Consider the following 19,000-nt stretch of genomic DNA (forward strand, 5'->3'; position numbering starts at 1 on the left):
GGTGGGCCCGACGGCGGTGGCGAATGATCCTCTGTCGGTGCCCGCCGGTAGCCTCTGGCCGTGGCTCTGTACCGGAAGTACCGACCGGCAACGTTCGCAGAGGTGGTTGGGCAGGAGCACGTCACCGACCCGCTGAGCACCGCCCTGGACACCGGGCGGATCAGTCATGCCTACCTGTTCTCCGGCCCGCGCGGATGCGGCAAGACCTCCTCGGCCCGCATCCTCGCCAGATCGCTGAACTGCGCCCAGGGCCCCACCTCCACGCCGTGTGGCGTCTGCGCCTCCTGCGTCGCGCTCGGGCCCGGCGGTCCGGGCAACCTCGACGTCATCGAACTCGACGCCGCGAGTCACGGCGGCGTCGACGACACCCGCGAACTGCGCGACCGGGCCTTCTACGCGCCCGCCGAATCGCGCTACCGGGTGTTCATCGTCGACGAGGCGCACATGGTCACCACCGCGGGCTTCAACGCGCTGCTCAAGATCGTCGAGGAACCGCCCGCCCACCTCATCTTCATCTTCGCCACCACCGAACCCGACAAGGTGCTGCCGACCATCCGCTCGCGCACCCACCACTACCCGTTCCGCCTGCTGCCGCCGGCCACCATGCGCGGACTGCTCGGCCGCATCTGCGAACAGGAGAGCGTGCCCGTCGAGGAAGCGGTGTACCCGCTGGTCATCCGGGCGGGCGGCGGCTCGCCGCGCGACAGCCTCAGCGTGCTCGACCAGTTGCTCGCAGGCGCGGGCGCCGAGGGCGTCACCTACGCGCGCGCGGTCTCGCTGCTCGGCGTCACCGACGTCGCCCTCATCGACGACGCGGTGGGCGCGCTGGCCGACGACGACGGCGCCGCCCTGTTCGCCACCGTCGACCGGGTGATGGAAGCGGGCCACGATCCGCGCCGCTTCGCCGTCGACCTGCTCGAACGCTTCCGCGACCTGATCCTGATGCGCGCGGTCCCCGACGCCACCGAACGCGGACTGGTCGCCGGTCCGGGCGACGTGCTCGACCGCATGCGCGCCCAGGCCGAGCGCCTCGGGCCCGCCACCCTCACCCGCTACGCCGAACTACTGCACGCCGGACTCGGCGAGATGCGCGGCGCCACCGCGCCCCGCCTGCTGCTCGAAGTCGTGTGCGCCCGCATGCTGCTGCCCTCGGTCTCCGACGCCGAATCCGCCACCCTGCAACGCTTGGAACGACTCGAACGCGGAGTGGCCACGGGCGCGATCGCCGCCGCGCCGGCCGGTACGACGCCGGGGGCCGTGCCGGCCGGGTCGCCGTCCGTTGGGGTGCCGTCCGGTGCGGCGGGTGCCGTTGGCGGGAGCGCGGCGTCGTCCGGCGCACGCCCCCGCCGAGGGGCGGAAATGCTCGCCGAGGCGATGCGCAACCGTTCCGGGAGCGAAGCGTCGCCCGCTGCCCCCGAGCGGCCCACCGCGTCGGCTGAGCGCCCTTCCGCCTCCGTCGAGCGGTCGTCCGCCGTCGCTGCTGAGAACTCCGCCGGTTCGGCTGAGCGGCCGTCCCCCGCGGTCGAGGCTCCCGCCGCCGATCAGTCGGCCGCGCCTGTGGATCAATCGTCCGGCTCTGTGGACCGATCGTTCGAGCAGGAGGATCGATCAGCCGGGCGTGCGGAGCAGGTTTCTGCCTCCGCGGATCAATCGTCCGCGCCCGATGTGACCGCTTCCGTCGGGCCGTCGACCTCCACGACGCCGCCTCCAGCGTCCGCTACGTCGACCGCCGCGGACACTGCTACCGCTACACCTTCTCCTCCTGCCGGGGCCGCGCGGTCCGAGGCTGTCGCGCAGGGAACGCCTTCCGTCGGCGCGGGGTCGTCGGCCTTCGAGGCGTCGTCCGGGTCGGAGGTCCCGGCAGCGCCCGCGAACGAGCCCGCGGTGGATCGCTCGACGGAGGTCGGTGGCCCGGTGGCGGACGCCGTTCGTCATCCTGTCGCGCCCGCCGACGGAGCGGCGACCGTGGATGCCGCTCGGTCCGGCGCGCCTGCGGAACGGGCGGGTGCGGGCGGTTCCAATGTCGACCAGGTGAATGCTGGCGGTTCCGGCGTAGCAGGTCGAGCCGGTGTGGATGTTTCCGGTGCACCGGCCGACCGGGCGGATGCGGGCCATCCCGGTGCGGCAGGTCGTGGCGGCGCAACTGGTTCCGGTGTAGCGGCAGGTCGTGGGGATGCCGCCGAGTCCGGCTTGCCGGTGGCGGATGCCGCCTCTGCGGTGGAGAGCTCCGCCGGCGGGGCGGAGACGGAGTTGTCGCAGGCCGTGGAGGGGGCGTGGGCGGAGATCCGGGCCAAGGTGCGTGAGCACGGGGCCGCGGTGCACGCGTTGCTGTCGGGGGCGTCGGTGGCGCGGGTCGAGGGTGGGGCGATCGTGTTCGCCCATCAGCACGCGCCGTTGGCGAAGCGGTTGTCGGAGCCGCGGAATCTGGACGCGGTGCGGTCGGCGGTGCGGGCGGTGCTCGGCCGCGATCTCGACGTGCGGTGGGAGAGCGGTGCGGCGGTCAGGAGCGCGCCCGCGCAACCCGCCCGTTCGCGCGGGGCGGCGTCGGCGCCCGCGAAGCAGCAGAGCGAGACGCGCGGAACCGAGTCCGCGCCGCCGCGGTTCTCGCGGCCAAGCCAGGCCAACCGGACCGCCCCGCAGAACGGGGCGCGGCGACCGGCCGACCAGCCGCGGCCCGCGGGCGACGACGACATCCCGCCGCCGGATTTCCCGGACCTGCCGGACGATCCCGGGCCGGGCGATTTCGCGCCGCCGGACCCGGTCGCGGACTACGACCGTCCGTCGCAGGCGGTGGCCGGGGACCCCACGCCGGAGGAGGAGCGGGAGATGCTCGCCGAGGCGGCGCGACCGGTGGCTCCGGAGGATCGGCGCGACCCGGACGAGGTCGCTCTGGAATTACTGCGAACTGAGCTGGGGGCCACACGGCTGGATGGTTGACAACCACCGCCTCCAGGACGTTAAGTTAACCGGAGTTCGCACGCCACGGTAGTATGAGCGGGTGGCCGCGAACTCTGGTTCGGCGAAGTTCTATGGTAGGCCCATGCGCATGGGCGTCCATGACGTGCGCCGGCAGCCGCATGCCGAGTTTTGTACAGCGTTATACGACGTGAGCGAGGTCCTGCGAAACCACGCAGGACCGGGTGCCCGCGCCGTGAATTGAATACGGACGGTCGGTCCTGGGGCCGGTCGGCGAGGTCAGCCGCGACCGCGTCGCATGCGCGGACGACGGTGCACAGAGCGCTCGGGCGGGCGAAAGTCCGGCCGCCGCACCCTAAGGAAGGAAACACTCCACATGACCACAGAGGCCTACATTTACGAGGCCATCCGCACCCCGCGCGGACGCGGCAAGAAGAACGGTTCGCTGCACTCGGTCAAGCCGATCGACCTCACCGTTGGTCTGATCCAGGAGCTGCGCGGCCGTTTCCCGAACCTGGACGAGGACCGGATCTCCGACCTCATCCTCGGTGTGGTGGCCCCCGTGGGTGACCAGGGCGCCGATATCGCCCGCACCGCCGTGACCGTGGCGGGCCTGCCCGACACCGTCGGCGGCTTCCAGCTCAACCGCTTCTGTGCCTCCGGCCTCGAGGCCGTCAACCTGGCCGCCCAGAAGGTGCGCTCCGGCTTCGACGACCTCGTCCTCGCGGGCGGCGTCGAGTCCATGTCCCGCGTGCCCATGGGCTCCGACGGCGGCGCCTGGGCGCTGGACCCGGCCACCAACTACGACACCTACTTCGTGCCGCAGGGCGTGTCCGCCGACCTGATCGCCACCATCGAGGGCTTCAGCCGCGACGACGTCGACGCCTACGCCGTGCGCTCGCAGGAACTGGCCGCCAAGGCCACCACCGGTGGCTACTTCGCCAAGTCGATCGTCCCGGTCAAGGACCAGAACGGCCTGATCGTCCTGGACAACGACGAGCACATGCGTCCCGGCACCACCGCCGCCGACCTGGGCAAGCTGAACCCCTCCTTCGCCGTCGTCGGCGAGATGGGCGGCTTCGACGCGGTCGCGCTGCAGAAGTACCACTTCGTGGAGAAGATCGACCACGTCCACCACGGCGGCAACAGCTCGGGCATCGTCGACGGCGCCGCGCTGGTGCTGGTCGGCACCGAGGAAGCGGGCAAGGCCAGCGGCCTGACCCCGCGCGCCCGCATCGTCGCCACCGCGACCAGCGGCGCCGACTCGACCATCATGCTGACCGGCCCCACCCCGGCCTCGAAGAAGGTCCTCGCCAAGGCGGGCCTGACCCTCGACGACATCGACCTCGTCGAGATCAACGAGGCGTTCGCCTCCGTGGTGCTCAAGTTCCAGAAGGACCTCAACGTCCCGGACGAGAAGCTGAACGTCAACGGCGGCGCCATCGCGATGGGCCACCCGCTGGGCGCCACCGGCGCGATGATCACCGGCACCATGGTCGACGAACTGGAGCGCCGCAACGGCCGCTACGCGCTGATCACCCTGTGCATCGGTGGCGGCATGGGCGTCGCGACCATCATCGAGCGCGTCTAACCCCCGCCGAACAGCATTTACCTAGGAGACACAGAGCTGTGAGCGAAAACATGATCGGTTGGGAGAAGGATTCGGACGGCATCGTCGTACTGACGATGGACGACCCGAACCAGGGCGCCAACACGATGAACGAGCTGTACAAGGCGTCGATGACCGCGACGGTCGAGCGTCTCGAGGCCGAGAAGGACGACATCACCGGCGTCGTGCTGACCTCGGCCAAGAAGACCTTCTTCGCCGGCGGCGACCTGAAGAACATGATGAAGGTCGGCCCCGACGACGGCGCGGGCGTCTTCGAGGAACTCACCGTCATCAAGGGCGCGCTGCGTCGCCTGGAGACCCTCGGTAAGCCGGTCGTCTCCGCGATCAACGGCGCGGCCCTCGGCGGCGGCCTGGAGATCACCCTGGCCACCCACTACCGCATCGCGGCCGACGTCCCGGGCGCCCAGCTGGGCCTGCCCGAGGTGAGCCTGGGCCTGCTGCCCGCCGGCGGCGGCATCATCCGCACCGTGCGCCTGCTCGGCCTGCAGACCGCGCTCATGCAGGTCCTGCTCCAGGGCAACAAGTTCCGCCCGGGCAAGGCCAAGGAGATCGGCCTCATCAACGAGGTCGTCGGCTCGGTCGAGGAACTGGTCCCCGCCGCCAAGGCGTGGATCAAGGCCAACCCCGAAGGCGGCGTGCAGCCCTGGGACAAGAAGGGCTTCAAGATCCCCGGCGGCACCCCCGCCAGCCCGGCCTTCGCGGCCAACCTCCCGGCCTTCCCGGCCAACCTGCGCAAGCAGCTCAAGGGCGCGAACATGCCGGCGCCGCGGGCCATCCTGTCCGCCGCCGTCGAAGGCTCGCAGGTCGACATCGACAACGCGTCGCTGATCGAATCCCGCTACTTCGTGCACCTGCTGACCGGCCCGGTCGCGAAGAACATGATCCAGGCGTTCTTCTTCGACCTCCAGTCGATCAACAACGGCGGCTCGCGTCCCAAGGACGTCCCCAAGCGCGAGATCAAGAAGGTCGGCGTCCTCGGCGCGGGCATGATGGGCGCGGGCATCGCCTACGTCTCCGCCAAGGCGGGCCTCGAGGTCGTCCTCAAGGACGTCACCCTCGAAGCCGCCGAGCGCGGCAAGAACTACTCCGAGAAGATCGAGGCCAAGGCCCTCTCCCGCGGCAAGACCACCGAGGAGAAGTCCAAGGCGCTGCTCGACCGCATCAAGCCGTCCGCCGACGCGGCCGACTTCGCGGGCGTCGACTTCGTCATCGAAGCCGTCTTCGAGAACACCGAACTCAAGCACAAGGTGTTCCAGGAGATCGAGGACATCGTCACCCCCGACGCGCTGCTCGGCTCCAACACCTCCACCCTGCCCATCACCGGCCTCGCCGCCGGTGTGAAGCGCCAGGAAGATTTCATCGGCATCCACTTCTTCTCCCCCGTGGACAAGATGCCGCTGGTCGAGATCATCCGCGGTGAGAAGACCTCCGACGAGGCGCTGGCCCGGGTGTACGACTACACCCTCGCCATCAAGAAGACCCCGATCGTCGTCAACGACAGCCGCGGCTTCTTCACCTCGCGCGTCATCGGCACCTTCGTCAACGAAGCGATCGCCATGCTCGGTGAGGGCATCGAGCCCGCCACCATCGAGCAGGCCGGCTCGCAGGCGGGCTACCCGGCCCCGCCGCTGCAGCTGACCGACGAGCTCAACATGAAGCTCATGCTCAAGATCGCCAAGGAAACCGAAGAGGCCGCCGCCAAGGGCGACACCGCCCTCGGCACCGAACGGCACCCCGCCATCGCGGTCATCGAATACATGGTGAACGAGGCCCAGCGCCCCGGTCGCCTGGAGAAGGCCGGATTCTACGAGTACGACGAGAACGGCAAGCGTCTCGGCATCTGGCAGGGTGTGCGCGACCACTTCAAGACCAAGGCGGGCTTCGACATCCCGCTGCAGGATCTGATCGACCGCATGCTCTTCGCCGAAGCCATCGAAACCCAGAAGTGCTTCGACGAAGGCGTCCTCACCACCACCGCGGACGCCAACATCGGCTCGATCTTCGGCATCGGCTTCCCCGCGTGGACCGGTGGCGTGCACCAGTTCATCGTCGGCTACCCGGGTGGCAAGGAAGCGTTCGTCGCCCGCGCCGACGAGCTGGCCAAGAGCTACGGCCCGCGCTTCGAGGTGCCTGCATCGCTGCGCTGATTATGCGGTGACTTCGTCACCGCGGGTTCGCGGCCCCTGATGTCTCGCGTTCCAGCGGTCGAGACTCGCGCCTTCGGCGCATGCGCTTCGACCACTGGAACGCGAGACGGCCGCGAACCGGTCGCTCGTCGGGCTCGCTCCGTTGTGGGTGAGTAGGTAGGGAACTTGCGGGTTTTCTGTACCGGCGGGTGGGTGTTTCGGGCGGGGTTCGTGCCTTCGGGTGCGGGCCCCGCTTTCGCGTTCGAAGGGGGCGTGGTCGGGAGGGGTGCGGCAGGGTTTTCTGTAGTTTGCGGTGGGGCCGGCGCATTTACGTTTCGGGGTTCAGTCGGTGTTCTTCGATTCGGTGCGCTTCGGGAATTCCGGTGGGGGACCGGGGGACGGCTTCGCGTATCGGCAGTGACGTGTCCGTATGTGGCGTGGAGATCCCTAATCTGTTGCCCCGCACAAACTTTCGAATTCCGTCTCCGCTCTTCTCCGTGGGCGCAAGGGTTTCGCGGGGTGGGAATTGCGCGTTCACCGTTGGTTGCCGGGGACGTGGGGGTGGGGTGAATGCGATGATGCCTTGGTGACTCAGTGGCTTCCGCTTCTCTGCTCGCTCATCATTGCCGGGGTGGCGTTGGTGGGTGTACTCGTCAACAACCGCACGAATCGGGACGCGATCGTCGCGGCGGACGAACGGAGTCGGGCCACGCTGGAGACGGCCGAGCGGGGCAACGAGCAGACCAACGCGGCGGCGGAGCGGCGCGAGCGGGACAAGTGGCGGCGGGATTCGATCCTGGCCGCGGTTTCCTCGATTCTGGCGGTGTCGGAGGAGGTGCGCGAACAACTCGCCTCGTGCGCGCACTGGAACGCCCAGGACGCCGACGAGATCGACAGCGTCGGCGAGGACGTGAACCGCATCCTCGAGGGCTGCCACGGCACGGTGAGCCGGTTGCGGGTGCTCTCGGGACGCAAGATCCCCAACCGCTGCGAGGATCTGCTGCGCACGCTCACCGCGGCGCAGGCCATCACCTTGCAGCGGCTCAAGACCGAACTGGACGACGATCCGAGCAGCAAGGAAGTGCTCGACGTGCTGACGTTGTGGCACAAGGCGATGGCCAAGACGGTCGAACAGGAGACCTCGGTCATCTACGCGACCCGCGCGGAACTGGGTATCGAGGTGCTCAAGGACAAGGACGGGCCGTTCGACACGCCGCAACACGCCGAGGTCGACGCGGAACCGACGCCCGTGCACGCCTGAGTCGTTTGCGCGCCGCGCCGGACCCGCGCGCCGGAGATGCGCGGCGTGGCGGCAGGGCCCACACTGGAGTGTGACAGGGGGCGGGACCTCGTCGGATACCGGTCGTCACGACAGCCGGATTCCGGTCGCGACGATACTGAATCGAATCTCCACCCACCCGGCACGGGACCGCGCTACGTTGGAGTATGCACAGGCATATCGGACATCGACGGGTTGCTCGGAGATGGCCGTGGTCGGTGTACGGACGATCGCCGGCGGCGTCGATTCGATGTGAGTTCGAGGTGGTCACATGAATCCACAGATGCGCTCGGGTGAGGTGAGTCCCGGCCCGAGCGGGGCCGCATCTACCTCGTCGGGGGAGGAGAACGGTCCGGAACAGGGGGAGAACACCCAGCGCAACCATCCGGTGACCATCGCCGACGAACTCGAGGCGATGGGGCTCTCGGGTGCGGTGGAGATCGGGCGCGGCGGTTTCGGCGTGGTCTACCGGTGCCTGCAAGCGGCACTGGAACGGGTGGTCGCCGTGAAGGTGCTGTCCTCGGAGATCGACCGGGAGAGCCGCGAACGGTTCCTGCGCGAGGAGCAGGCGATGGGGCGGCTGTCGGGGCATCCGAACATCGTCGACATCCTCCAGGTGGACGTCACCCCGACGGGGATGCCGTTCATCGTGATGCCGTACTGCACCCGGGGTTCGCTCGAACAGCTCATTCACGATCAGGGGCCGCTGACCTGGCCCGACGCGATCCGCGCCGGGGTGAAACTGGCGGGCGCCATCGAGAGCGCGCATCGGGCGGGCATCCTGCACCGGGACGTGAAACCGGCGAATGTGCTGCTCAGCGCCTACGGCGAACCGCAGTTGACCGATTTCGGCATCGCCCGGGTGCCGGGCGGGTTCCGCACCTCGAGCAGCCTGATCACCGGGTCGCCCGCGTTCACCGCCCCGGAGGTGCTGCGTGGGGACGAGCCGACCGTGCTCTCCGACGTGTACGGCCTGGGCGCGACGCTGTTCGCTCTGATCACCGGTCACGCGGCGTTCGAGCGGCAGGCGGGGGAGAAGGTGGTGGCGCAGTTCCTGCGGATCACCACCCAACCGGTGCCCGATCTGCGCGAACAGGACATTCCTCCCGATGTGGCGGCGGTGGTGGAGAAGGCGATGTCCACCGACCCGCGCGAGCGGCCGCGCTCGGCCTTCGCGCTCGGGGAACTGCTGCGCGGCGTGCAGCGCGCCCACGACCAAGCGCCCGACGAGATGGCGCTGCTCGACCCGGACGCGGTCGACCGGGTCACCATCACCCACGACGGCGACGGCGGGCGCTCGACGCTCTCGCGTCCGGCGGTGACGGCACGCCGCAGTTGGCCGTTGACGTTGCGGCCCGCGGTGTCGCAGCATCCCGGGTCCACGGCCGCCACCATGCCGCCGACGGCCGCGACCAAATTCCGGCCGCCGACGCCCGCGCGGGAACCCGTGCCGCGGCCGCGCCTGCTGGAGATGCTGCGCGCGGGCGGTCGCCGCAAGCTGGCGGTGGTGCACGCGCCCGCGGGCTACGGCAAGAGCACCCTGGTCGCGCAGTGGCGGGCCGAACTGGGCGAGGGCGGTGTCCCGGTCGCCTGGATCGGGGTCGACCACGGCGACAACAACGAGGTGTGGTTTCTCGCCCACCTGATCGAGGCGATCCGCCGGGTCCGGCCCGATGTCGGCGAAGGGCTCGGGCAGGTGCTGGAGGAACAACCCGACGACGCGGTCGCCTACGCCGTCTCGACGTTGATCGACGAGATCCACGCCAGTGGTGAGACGGTGGTGGTGGTCGTCGACGACTGGCACCGGGTCGACGATCCCGGCGCGCAACGCGCGATGGCGGCGCTGCTCGACAACGGCTGCCACCACCTGCGGTTCGTGGTGACCAGTCGGGAACAGTCCGGTCTGCCGACCAGTCGGATGCGCGTGCACGACGAACTGGTGGAGATCGGTTCGGCCGAGTTGCTGCTGACCGTCGCCGAGACGGCGCAGATCCTGGTCGAGCGCAACGGGTTCGCGCTCACCGACGCCCAGGTCGAGCAGATCCACGCCGTCACCGACGGCTGGCCTGCCGCGATCCAGTTGGTCGGGCTGTCGCTGCGCGGTGACCCGGATCCGGCGCGGCTGATCGAGAACCTGTCCGAGAGCAACCACGGCATCCGCGAATATCTCGCCGACAACGTCCTGAACACTCTCGAACCCCGGATGCTGAAGTTCCTCAGCGCGATCTCGGTCACCGAACGGGTGTCGGCCTCGTTGGCCGCGGCGCTGTCGGGTGACAGCGAGGCGGAAATGATGCTGGCCCAGGCCGAACAGCGTGAGTTGTTCCTGCGGCGCATCGACCACGACCCCGAGTGGTATCGCATTCAGCCGCTGTTCGCCGAACATCTGCGCGCCCGCCTGGAACGCACCCGGCCCGGCAAGTTGAAGTCGCTGCACCGCAAGGCTTCGCTCTGGTACGCCGAACACCAGTTGCTACGCAAATCGGTGGATCACGCGCTGGCCGCGACCGATCTGAAGATGGCGACGGACCTGGTCGAGAGCGGCGGGATGGACCTGATCGACGGGTCCCGGTTGGCCACGCTGCTCGGCACCGTCTCCAAACTGCCCGTGCAGCAGGTGGCCTCGCGCTCGAAACTGCTGATGGCGGTGGCCCGCGCCAACGTCAACCTGCAACAGTCCGGCGCGGCCCGCAACGCGCTGGGCCGGTTGTCGAGCATCCTGGCGCGCGGTTCGACCACCGACACCGACGTCAACCGGCAGCGTTGCGAGGCGGCGGTGCTGGCCGCGGCCGACGACATCGCCCGAGACCACACCGAAGGGGTGCTCGACCGGATCTCCGGATGCCTGGAGCATCCCGACGACCTACCCGCCTGGACGGTCTCCACCGCCGCCAACCTGACCTCGTTCGTGCGGCTGTGCGAATTCGACTTCGACGGGGCCCGGCGGATCCAGGAGTGGGCCCTGGACTACCACGCCCGCTCCAAGGACCCGCTGGGCGCGGTGTTCGGCCTGTGCGGGCAGGGCGCGGCGGCCTACGAACAACTCGACATCGACACCGCCGCGGACTGCTTCGAGCTGGCCTGGGAGACCGCGCACACCCGCTCGGGTCCGCGCTCGCACGCCGTGCGGGTAGCTTCGGCGCTGCTGGGCGAACTGAGTTACCGCCGCGGCGATCTGGAGGCCGCCGACCGACTGCTGGACGAGAGCCACCAACTCGTCGCCCGCATCGGGCCGGTCGATTTCCTCATCGCCACCTTCGTCATCGGCGCGCGGGTGAAGGCGGTGCGCGGGGATCTCTACACCGCCGCCGCGCGTCTCGACGAAGGCGCGCACATCGCCGCCGACCACGGCTTGGACCGGCTGGGCGCGCACATCCGCGCCGAACAGTTGCGGCTGGGCCTGCACGGTGACGGCACGGACACCCTGGACCCCGGCCACCACTCGCACCGGCTGCGTGGCGCGCCCGCGCTGACCGCGGAGGCCCGTGAGATCGCCGCCGTGCGGACCGCGCTGTCCCGTCCGCTGCCGGGCTCCGACGACAAGGCGGTGCGCCGGGCCCGCGCGCTGCACGTGCGCACTCTCGAACAGGGCAGGCCGCGGGCGGAACTGGACACCGCGCTGCTGTTGGCGGAATGCCTGGCCGCCTCCGGCTGGGTGGGCGAGGCCACGGGGCTGCTGCTGCCCGCCGCGGCGCGCTGCGCCGAACTCGGCTGGACCCGGCCGCTGTTGGACGCGGGCCCCGGGGTGCTGGCCATCCTGCGGGTGCTGCGCAGCGATATGCGCACCGCGCCCGAAGGGGCCGAGGAGATCACCCTGCCCGCGCTGTTCCTGTCCGAACTGCTCGACTGAGCGGGCCCCCGACCGAGGGCCCGCCCGTCAGTGGACTACGGCTGCCACCAGGGGCGCAGCGGCACATCCGAGCGACCCTTGGGGCCGAGTTTCACACCGAGCACCTGGTGCAACTGGACCACGTTGTGCTGGAAGCCCAGACGGCTGCCCGCCATGTACAGGCCCCACACCTTCGCGGTGCCCTCGCCGACCTCGGCGACGCAGGCATCCCAGTTCGCCACCAAATTCTTACACCATTCGTGCAGGGTCAGCGCGTAGTGCTCGCGCAGGTTCTCCTCGTGCAAGACCTCGAGTCCGACGTTCTGGATCTCACTGATGATGCGCCCCGACCCGATCAGCTCACCGTCCGGGAAGACGTAGCGGTCGATGAAATCGCCCGCTTTGGTGGTGCGCAGATTGTCGTGGCGGGTGATGCAGTGGTTGAGGAACAGGCCGCCCTCGCGCAGCTTGCTCTTCATGAACTCGAAGTAGAACGGGTAATTGTGCACGCCGATGTGCTCGGTCAACCCGATCGAGGACACCGCGTCGAAACCGGATTCGACGATGTCGCGGTAATCGGAGTGCCGGACCTCGGCCAGTTCGGACAGGCCCTCCTCGGCGATGCGTTTCTGCGCCCACTCGGCCTGATCCGAGGACAGCGTCGCGCCGATGACGCGCACGCCGCGCTTGGCCGCGTAGCGGACCATCCCGCCCCACCCGCAGCCGATGTCGAGCAGCCGGTCGCCCTCTTTCAGGCGCAACTTGTCGAACACCAGGCGGTACTTGTTGTCCTGGGCCTGTTCCAGCGTGCGGTCGTAATCCTCGTAGACCGCGCAGGTGTAGGTCATCGACGGGCCGAGCACGTGCTCGTAGAAGGCGTTGGAGACGTCGTAGTGGTGATGGATGGCCTCGGCGTCGCGGGTCTTGGAGTGCCGCAGACCCTCCAGCGCGATGCGTCTCCAGCGCGGCAGTGTCTCCTGCGGCGGCGGAGCCACCGGACGCAACCGCTCCCACCCCAGCGAGCGGGCGATGGTCACCAGCGCCAACGCCGAGGGACGGCGGAAGTTCAGGCTGTCCATCGCCTTGAGGATCGCGTACGGGTCGCCGGGGTGCACCCCCGTGACGGTCATGTCGCCGGAGATGTAGGCCCGCGCCATGCCGAGATCGCCGGGGGCGGTGGCGAGATAGTTGATGCCGCGCGGAGTCCTGATGTCCAGCGCGAATTCCGAATCCTCGGGGCCGGTGGCGCTGCCGTCGTAGGCGGTGAGCCGAATGGGCATCTCACCGTCGATCAGCGTCTCGAAGATTTCGGCAATGCTGAGCTTGGTTCCGAGATCAGCGAAGACATCGGAGCGGTCCCTGAATGTCGTCATTTGCGTTGCACCGCCTTCGAATACAAATCCAGCAAGCGCTGGTCCGGGTCGTAGCGTTTCTTGAGTTCTGCGTAGGTACTGCCGCCGTACAGCGCCGCGAATTCATCCTGGTCGTAGTAGGCGTCGGAGTACAGCGATTTGTGACCGTCGAACTCCGTCACGGTGCGCTCGATCGCGCGATTGGCGGCCCCGTCCCGCTGCCCCACGACCGTGGGGACGGCGGACCAGAAGCCGACGTTGACGTAGGTGCGGTTCGGTTCGAGCGGATACAGCGGCCAGGCCCGCCCGTCCGCCGCGTCCGCGCCGTGGTGGCGCAGGCGCAGCGGGCACAGCCACAGCGGTTCGATGGGGATCTCCCGCAGGAACCATTCGACGAAATCGGCGGTGCGCTCGATGGGCACCTCGATGTCCTGCACCACGCGCTCCCGGGGCGGGTTGCCCTTGCGCGCCTCGAGCCTGTCGCCGATGCGGTATTTGCGATCGAGCGCGACGAGTTTCCAGTAGAAACTGCTGCGCCGATAGCGTTTCGGCCAGAATCGGCGGATCCGGGGATTCTGCGTGCCGAAAGCCCGTGAGCACCAGAACCAGTCGGTGTCCCAGCGCCACAGGTAGTCGTGGATGGTCAATCTGTCGCGGCGCGGCGTGGCGTCGTCGTGCTGGATCGACCGGTAATAGATGTCCATTCCGGTGTAATCGGCGACCGGGCCGGGTTCGTCGGTCTGCCTGCCGAGGGTGAGGTAGCTCTCCTCGGCGCTGAACACCACGCCGTCGAGATAGTCGACGCGTTCGCCCTCGTAGCTCCGCTCGGTGACGATCCGGTCCAACGTGGATTCCAACGCGCGCAGATCGTGGAAACGCACGTGCCGCAGCGCCACGTAGGGCTGTACGGTTTCCAGTTCGATTTTCAGCCGGACCGTGTAGCCGAGCGTTCCGTACGAATTCGGGAATCCGCGGAACAGGTCGGCGTATTCGTTGTCGGGGGTGGCGGTGATCAGTTCACCCGCGCCGGTGAGGACATCCATTTCCAGGACGGCCTCGTGCGGCAGGCCGGTGCGGAAGGAAGTCGACTCGATGCCCAGGCCGGTGACCGCGCCGCCGAGGGTGATGGTCTTGAGTTGCGGGACCACGGTCGGCGCGAGCCCGTAGGGCAACGTCGCGGCAACCAGATCCTCGTAGGTCGTCATCCCGGCGACATCGGCCGTCTTCGCCTCGGGGTCGACCGCGATGACCTTGGTCAACCCGGAGACATCCAGGCCGGGGGCGTTGCTCGCGGCCCTGGCGCGGAACAGGTTCGAGGTCTTCTTGGCAAGCCGGACCGTCGCGCCCGCCGGGATGGCGCGGTAGCTCGCCAGCAGACGGTCCACCCCCGCTCGATGCGCGGCGAAACCCGATTCGTGTGCGGCCGGCGCGTGACCGGCCTTCCCCAACAGACTCACTGCCACCCCTCGACGCTAGTACGCACCTCGGCCGACAGCCACCGAGAATCTGCCGTCGGAGGATAAATGTCACGCATATGTTGCACCGGGAATATTCGACGCCGAAGACGGTAGCGCGGACTCCGTTACCGGATCGGAACATGCGCGCGAACAGTCGGTGCCGGTCGGCGAACGTCCCCGCCTATGGCGACCGTGGTCGGCGGCCCCGGCGCCGCAACGCCTATGGTGAATCGCGAAGCCCGAGCAGATATCCGGACAAGGAGTTCACGTGGGACAGGTCAGCGCCAGCAGTTCGATCGCCGTAGCGGCGGATCCGCATCGCACGCTGGAGGCCGTCGCGGACTACCAGACCGTGCGTCCGCGCATCCTCTCCTCGCACTACAGCGAGTACAAGGTGATCGAGGGCGGCAAGGCCACCGACGCCATCCCGACGGTGGTCGAGTGGCGGTTGCAGGCCACCGAGAGCCGGGTGCGCAACGTGCGCGCGACGGTGACGGCCGACGAGTCCTCGGTGACCGAACGCGACGCCAACTCCACCCTGGTCACCACCTGGAAGGTCAGCCCGGACGGCGCGGGTTCCCAGGTCACCGTGACGACCACCTGGCAGGGCGCGGGCGGCGTCAAGGGCATCTTCGAGGGCATCTTCGCCCCGCTGGGCCTGAAGAAGATCCAGGGCGAGGTGCTGGGCAACCTGAAGAAGGAACTCGGCTAGCCCACGATGGGCCAGCAGATCTCGGTGACGTAGTCGGCGGGGTCGGCCGCCTCGGCGGGGGAGACGCGGTAGATCTCCCGGATCGGCGCGGGCAGCGCGGTGTCGTGTTCGGCGACGTGACCGCCCAGCGCCCCGTAGGTCCGGTCGATCCCGTCGAACCCGCCGCGGTGCACGGCCACGGCGAACCGTCGGCGCGGCAGTTCCGCGCGGTCGACGCCGTCGCCGAACCTGTCGGTTCCGGGCGGAATCGGCAGGTAGGCCAGGACTTCGCCGCTGTCGTGCTCGAAGAAATCCGTGGAGTAGGTGCTGCCGGCCGGGCCCGCGGGCGTCAGGCCCGCCGCGGCCACGGCGGCCGCCAGGCGTGGGAAGGCCGCGCCGCTCCAGGCCGCGGCGTCCTCGCGGGCGATCACGCCGCGCAGGGCGGCGGCCGGGAAGGCCGCCACGGTCCGATACGTGACGGGTGTCGGCGCTGCCGGGGTGAGCATCGCGCGCAGCGAGCCGATCACGTCGCGGGTGCGGCGCAACTGGTCCTCCATCCGCGCCAGATGCGCGCGCAGGGCGGTGTCGCGGGCGTCGGCGTCGCTCGCGGACAGCATCGCCTCGATCTGCGGCAGCGGCATGTCCAGGGCGCGTAGTCGTCGGATCAGGTGCGCGCGGGGAGCTTGGTCGGTGGCGTAGCGGCGGTATCCGGTGTGCGGGTCCACCTCGATCGGGACGAGCAGGCCGATGTCGTGGTAGTGCCGCAATGTCTTGACGCTCAGTCGGGTCAGTCGGGCGAATTCGCCGATCGGCACCGTCGCGGTTTCGCGCCCAGCAGTCATGCGCTCAGCGAACACCCTCCGCCTGGAAGTGCCGTCGACGCCCCCGCTCCGACGGGGTCGGCGGGTTTCAGTCGGCCAGCGCGAAGGTGAGCATGAGGGTCGGCGGCGCGGTGTCGCGTCGCCAGGAGTAGCCGAACCAGACGCCGGGGGTGATCTGGCGGATCTCGTCGTAGACCCAGGGGATGGGCGAGGGTGCGTAGTTCAGCACCCAGGTCGGCGCGCCGTCGCGGATCGCCGGGCCGGAATAGACGTCGGCCGGGAAACTCTCGATGCCCGCGCCGGTGACGCGGTTCATCACGTACCCGCCGTCGGGGCCGGTGTAGAAGGTCTTGCCGGTCCAGATGGCCGGTGCGACGGCCTGGAGATAGGCCGGGGTGGTGACCCACCCGCTGGTGACGCCGTCGGGCACCGCGCCGAGCGAGGCCGCGCTAAAGATCGTGTTCTGCTGTTCGAGACTGCACCGGCTCCGTAGCGAATTTACAGTTACCGCACGGTCGCCTGGGTCGACGACGCAGCCGCCGCCATAGTCGATCACCGGCGCGACCCCCGAATCTGCCGAGGCGACCGGCAGTGCCGTCGCGCACACAGCGCTGACGGCGGCGAGTAGGCCGGTCATGGTGAGTGCTCGGTTGGTACTCATACGCCTCCACGTTTCGGGCCCCCCGTGTCGACCCGATCAAGATCGTAAGGTGACACGCCCGGCAAACGAAGATCAGCAACTAACCCGTTACTTGTCTCGTGTGGCCGGAACCGCCCGCACGACACCGCCGGGGCCGCCCGCGGTCCGTCCACTACGCTGGATCGCGACACTTCCGTAGAGAGGAATGCCGTGCAGCCCGGTGGTCAGTTCGACATGCAGCAGTTACTCGCCCAGGCACAGCAGATGCAGGAAGCCATGGTCCAGGCCCAGGCCGAGATCGCGGCCGCCGAGGTCGAGGGTCAGGCGGGTGGCGGGCTGGTCAAGGTCACCATCAAGGCCAGCGGCGAGGTGGTCGCGTTGACCATCGATCCCAAGGTCGTCGATCCCGAGGATGTCGAAGGGCTCCAGGATCTGGTGATCGGCGCGGTCAACGACGCGATGTCCAACGCGCAGGAACTCGCGGCCGAACGACTCGGCCCGCTCGCGGGCGGACTCGGCGAGGGCGGTTCGCTGCCCGGTCTCCCGGGTTTCTAGGCCGCTCGCCTTGTACGAGGGTCCGGTCCAGGATCTGATCGACGAACTCGGCAAACTGCCCGGCGTCGGTCCCAAGAGCGCGCAGCGCATCGCCTTCCACCTGCTCGCGGTGGAACCGCCGGAGATCGACCGACTCCAGGCCGCCTTGCAGAAGGTGCGCGACGGCGTGCGGTTCTGTGTGGTCTGCGGCACGGTCGCCGACAACGAGATGTGCCGCATCTGCGCCGATCCGCGCCGCGACCGCACGATGATCTGCGTGGTCGAGGAGCCCAAGGACGTGCAGGCCATCGAACGGACCAGGGAGTTCCGCGGCCGCTACCACGTGCTCGGCGGTGCGCTGGACCCGCTCAGCGGCATCGGCCCCGATCAGTTGCGGATCAGGGAGTTGTTGGCGCGCATCGGCAATCAGGAGGACGGCGTCGACGTCAGCGAGGTGATCATCGCGACCGATCCGAACACCGAGGGCGAGGCGACCGCCACCTACTTGGTGCGGATGATGCGCGATTTTCCGGGTCTGTCGGTGACGCGGTTGGCCTCGGGCCTGCCGATGGGCGGCGATCTGGAGTTCGCCGACGAGCTGACCTTGGGCCGCGCGCTGTCGGGCCGCCGCGCGATGTGAGCTAGAACTCGATCCTGGACCAGTCCTCGTCGGACGGGTCCTTGCCGCGCGCCCAGGTCCACAGCAGGTCGACCACCCGGGCGGGCTCCTCGACCTGCGTGCCGAAGTGCCGGTCCGGGGAGCCGTCGCGGTATTCGACCGTGTAGACGCCCGATTCGTCGCGGTAGGTCTGGATGTAGGTCTGCGGGGCGCGCTGGGCGATCACATACGGGTTGGGGGCGGTCAGTTCCGGAATCCAGGTCTCCAGCAGCGCCTCGGTCAGATAGGGGAACTCGCCCGCGCCGCCGTGGGTGACCTCCAGGTCGATCCGGTCGGCGGGATCGAACAGCCAGGTCAGCTGCGGGTCGTAGACGGCGAGGCCGCGCGGGGTGGCCAGGTCGAACAGCAGCGCGCGCACGAATCCGATGGCGTCGTAGGGACTCGACACCGCCAGGGTCGCCCCGGTGGCCGCGCCGCCCACCGTGTCCGTGCCGAGGAAGGTGTCCTCGTCGGGGAGTTCCGCGTCGCGCTCGTTGATCGCCGCCGCGATCTCGGCGATCGTGGCCGATTCGGGCTGCCCCTGCTGCCCGGACAGATACTCGTCGACCTCCTCGACGGTGCGCGCGACACCGGAGGGCAGCAGTACGTGGTCGTAGTTCACCCGCCCACCCTACGATCCGGCCGTCGGCCCGAACCGCGGGGGAAGCAGGGCCCGGGGCCGACCTCGCCCGTGCGACCGATCGTGACCCCAACGGTGGGGAAGCTCGCGACCTCGCCCGCGATCGGGCGCTGGTACGGTTCGGCTGCCCGCCCGCGGGTCAGGCGGTGCGCGAGGCCCGCTCGACCGCCTGGCAGACGCATCCGCCCGCGAGGTCGGCGCAGTCCACGACGAAGGTGTGGCGGGCGTGATCGGGATCGATGCAGTCGATCTCGGTGCATTCCGCGCCGCTGACCGCGTGCACGATCAGGGTGCCGTGGCAGTGGTCGACCGCGGATGCGCAGGATCGGCACGTCGGCATGGTTGACCTCCCGTCGTTGTCGCTACCCCGGTCATATCATCGGCCGCCGACAACCTCGGGAAGCGGGCGGGACCGCGTGTCGCGGCG

The 19,000-nt window shown here is 69.2% G+C and carries 14 protein-coding genes; 8 read left to right on the forward strand and 6 right to left on the reverse strand.

The window, feature by feature from the left end; all coding sequences use genetic code 11:
* The first annotated feature begins 60 nt into the window (after nucleotides 1-60).
* The 5 genes from ON30_RS01180 to ON30_RS01200 all read left to right on the forward strand — a co-directional run bounded on the left by ON30_RS01180 (nucleotide 61) and on the right by ON30_RS01200 (nucleotide 11,801).
* Entirely contained in the window at nucleotides 61-2,937 is a 2,877-nt protein-coding gene (locus tag ON30_RS01180) for a DNA polymerase III subunit gamma and tau (protein WP_040703395.1), read from the forward strand.
* Between the two features lie 355 nt (nucleotides 2,938-3,292).
* Nucleotides 3,293-4,507, forward strand: coding sequence for an acetyl-CoA C-acetyltransferase (locus ON30_RS01185; RefSeq protein WP_040703396.1), 1,215 nt, complete (start codon nucleotides 3,293-3,295; stop codon nucleotides 4,505-4,507).
* Between the two features lie 50 nt (nucleotides 4,508-4,557).
* Entirely contained in the window at nucleotides 4,558-6,693 is a 2,136-nt protein-coding gene (locus ON30_RS01190; RefSeq protein ID WP_281004707.1) for a 3-hydroxyacyl-CoA dehydrogenase NAD-binding domain-containing protein, read from the forward strand.
* 610 nt (nucleotides 6,694-7,303) lie between these two features.
* Complete coding sequence (locus ON30_RS01195) at nucleotides 7,304-7,933, forward strand: hypothetical protein (RefSeq protein WP_040703399.1); 630 nt, start codon at nucleotides 7,304-7,306, stop codon at nucleotides 7,931-7,933.
* Between the two features lie 289 nt (nucleotides 7,934-8,222).
* Nucleotides 8,223-11,801 carry a serine/threonine-protein kinase gene (locus ON30_RS01200; RefSeq protein ID WP_040703400.1) on the forward strand — a complete coding sequence of 1,193 codons (3,579 nt, stop codon included), beginning with the start codon at nucleotides 8,223-8,225 and terminating at the stop codon, nucleotides 11,799-11,801.
* A gap of 35 nt (nucleotides 11,802-11,836) precedes the next feature.
* Here ON30_RS01200 and ON30_RS01205 read toward each other — a convergent pair whose 3' ends face one another.
* Both ON30_RS01205 and ON30_RS01210 read right to left on the reverse strand, forming a co-directional pair.
* Nucleotides 11,837-13,153, reverse strand: coding sequence for a class I SAM-dependent methyltransferase (locus tag ON30_RS01205; RefSeq protein ID WP_040703401.1), 1,317 nt, complete (start codon nucleotides 13,151-13,153; stop codon nucleotides 11,837-11,839).
* A complete protein-coding gene (locus ON30_RS01210; protein WP_051028799.1) occupies nucleotides 13,150-14,589 on the reverse strand; it encodes an FAD-binding oxidoreductase in 1,440 nt (479 codons plus the stop codon). The genes ON30_RS01205 and ON30_RS01210 overlap by 4 nt, the downstream gene beginning before the upstream one ends.
* Before the next feature lie 268 nt (nucleotides 14,590-14,857).
* Here ON30_RS01210 and ON30_RS01215 point away from each other — a divergent pair, with 268 nt between their 5' ends.
* Nucleotides 14,858-15,301 carry an SRPBCC family protein gene (locus tag ON30_RS01215; RefSeq protein ID WP_040703402.1) on the forward strand — a complete coding sequence of 148 codons (444 nt, stop codon included), beginning with the start codon at nucleotides 14,858-14,860 and terminating at the stop codon, nucleotides 15,299-15,301.
* On the opposite strand, the gene ON30_RS01220 is transcribed toward ON30_RS01215, so the two are convergent.
* Together ON30_RS01220 and ON30_RS01225 are read right to left on the reverse strand one after the other, a co-directional pair.
* Nucleotides 15,298-16,122 carry a MerR family transcriptional regulator gene (locus ON30_RS01220; protein ID WP_040703403.1) on the reverse strand — a complete coding sequence of 275 codons (825 nt, stop codon included), beginning with the start codon at nucleotides 16,120-16,122 and terminating at the stop codon, nucleotides 15,298-15,300. The two genes, ON30_RS01215 and ON30_RS01220, sit on opposite strands and share 4 nt — an antisense overlap.
* 67 nt (nucleotides 16,123-16,189) lie before the next feature.
* Nucleotides 16,190-16,762 carry a hypothetical protein gene (locus ON30_RS01225; protein ID WP_040703404.1) on the reverse strand — a complete coding sequence of 191 codons (573 nt, stop codon included), beginning with the start codon at nucleotides 16,760-16,762 and terminating at the stop codon, nucleotides 16,190-16,192.
* A 189-nt stretch (nucleotides 16,763-16,951) separates the two neighbouring features.
* Between ON30_RS01225 and ON30_RS01230 the strand changes: the two genes are divergently transcribed.
* Entirely contained in the window at nucleotides 16,952-17,296 is a 345-nt protein-coding gene (locus ON30_RS01230; protein ID WP_040703405.1) for a YbaB/EbfC family nucleoid-associated protein, read from the forward strand.
* Between the two features lie 10 nt (nucleotides 17,297-17,306).
* The gene (recR, locus tag ON30_RS01235; protein ID WP_040703406.1) at nucleotides 17,307-17,915 is read left to right on the forward strand and encodes a recombination mediator RecR; all 609 of its coding nucleotides are present in this window, start codon (nucleotides 17,307-17,309) and stop codon (nucleotides 17,913-17,915) included.
* A 1-nt stretch (nucleotide 17,916) separates the two neighbouring features.
* Here recR and ON30_RS01240 read toward each other — a convergent pair whose 3' ends face one another.
* Nucleotides 17,917-18,555, reverse strand: a complete 639-nt coding sequence (locus ON30_RS01240; RefSeq protein WP_040703407.1) for a hypothetical protein — start codon at nucleotides 18,553-18,555, stop codon at nucleotides 17,917-17,919.
* Nucleotides 18,556-18,712: 157 nt separating this feature from the next.
* Nucleotides 18,713-18,913: a hypothetical protein gene (locus tag ON30_RS01245; protein ID WP_040703408.1), complete on the reverse strand. Its 201-nt coding sequence runs from the start codon at nucleotides 18,911-18,913 to the stop codon at nucleotides 18,713-18,715.
* Between the last annotated feature and the right edge of the window lie 87 nt (nucleotides 18,914-19,000).

The organism is Nocardia takedensis NBRC 100417, from assembly GCF_000308695.1.
GTDB classification, from domain to species: Bacteria; Actinomycetota; Actinomycetes; order Mycobacteriales; family Mycobacteriaceae; genus Nocardia; species Nocardia takedensis.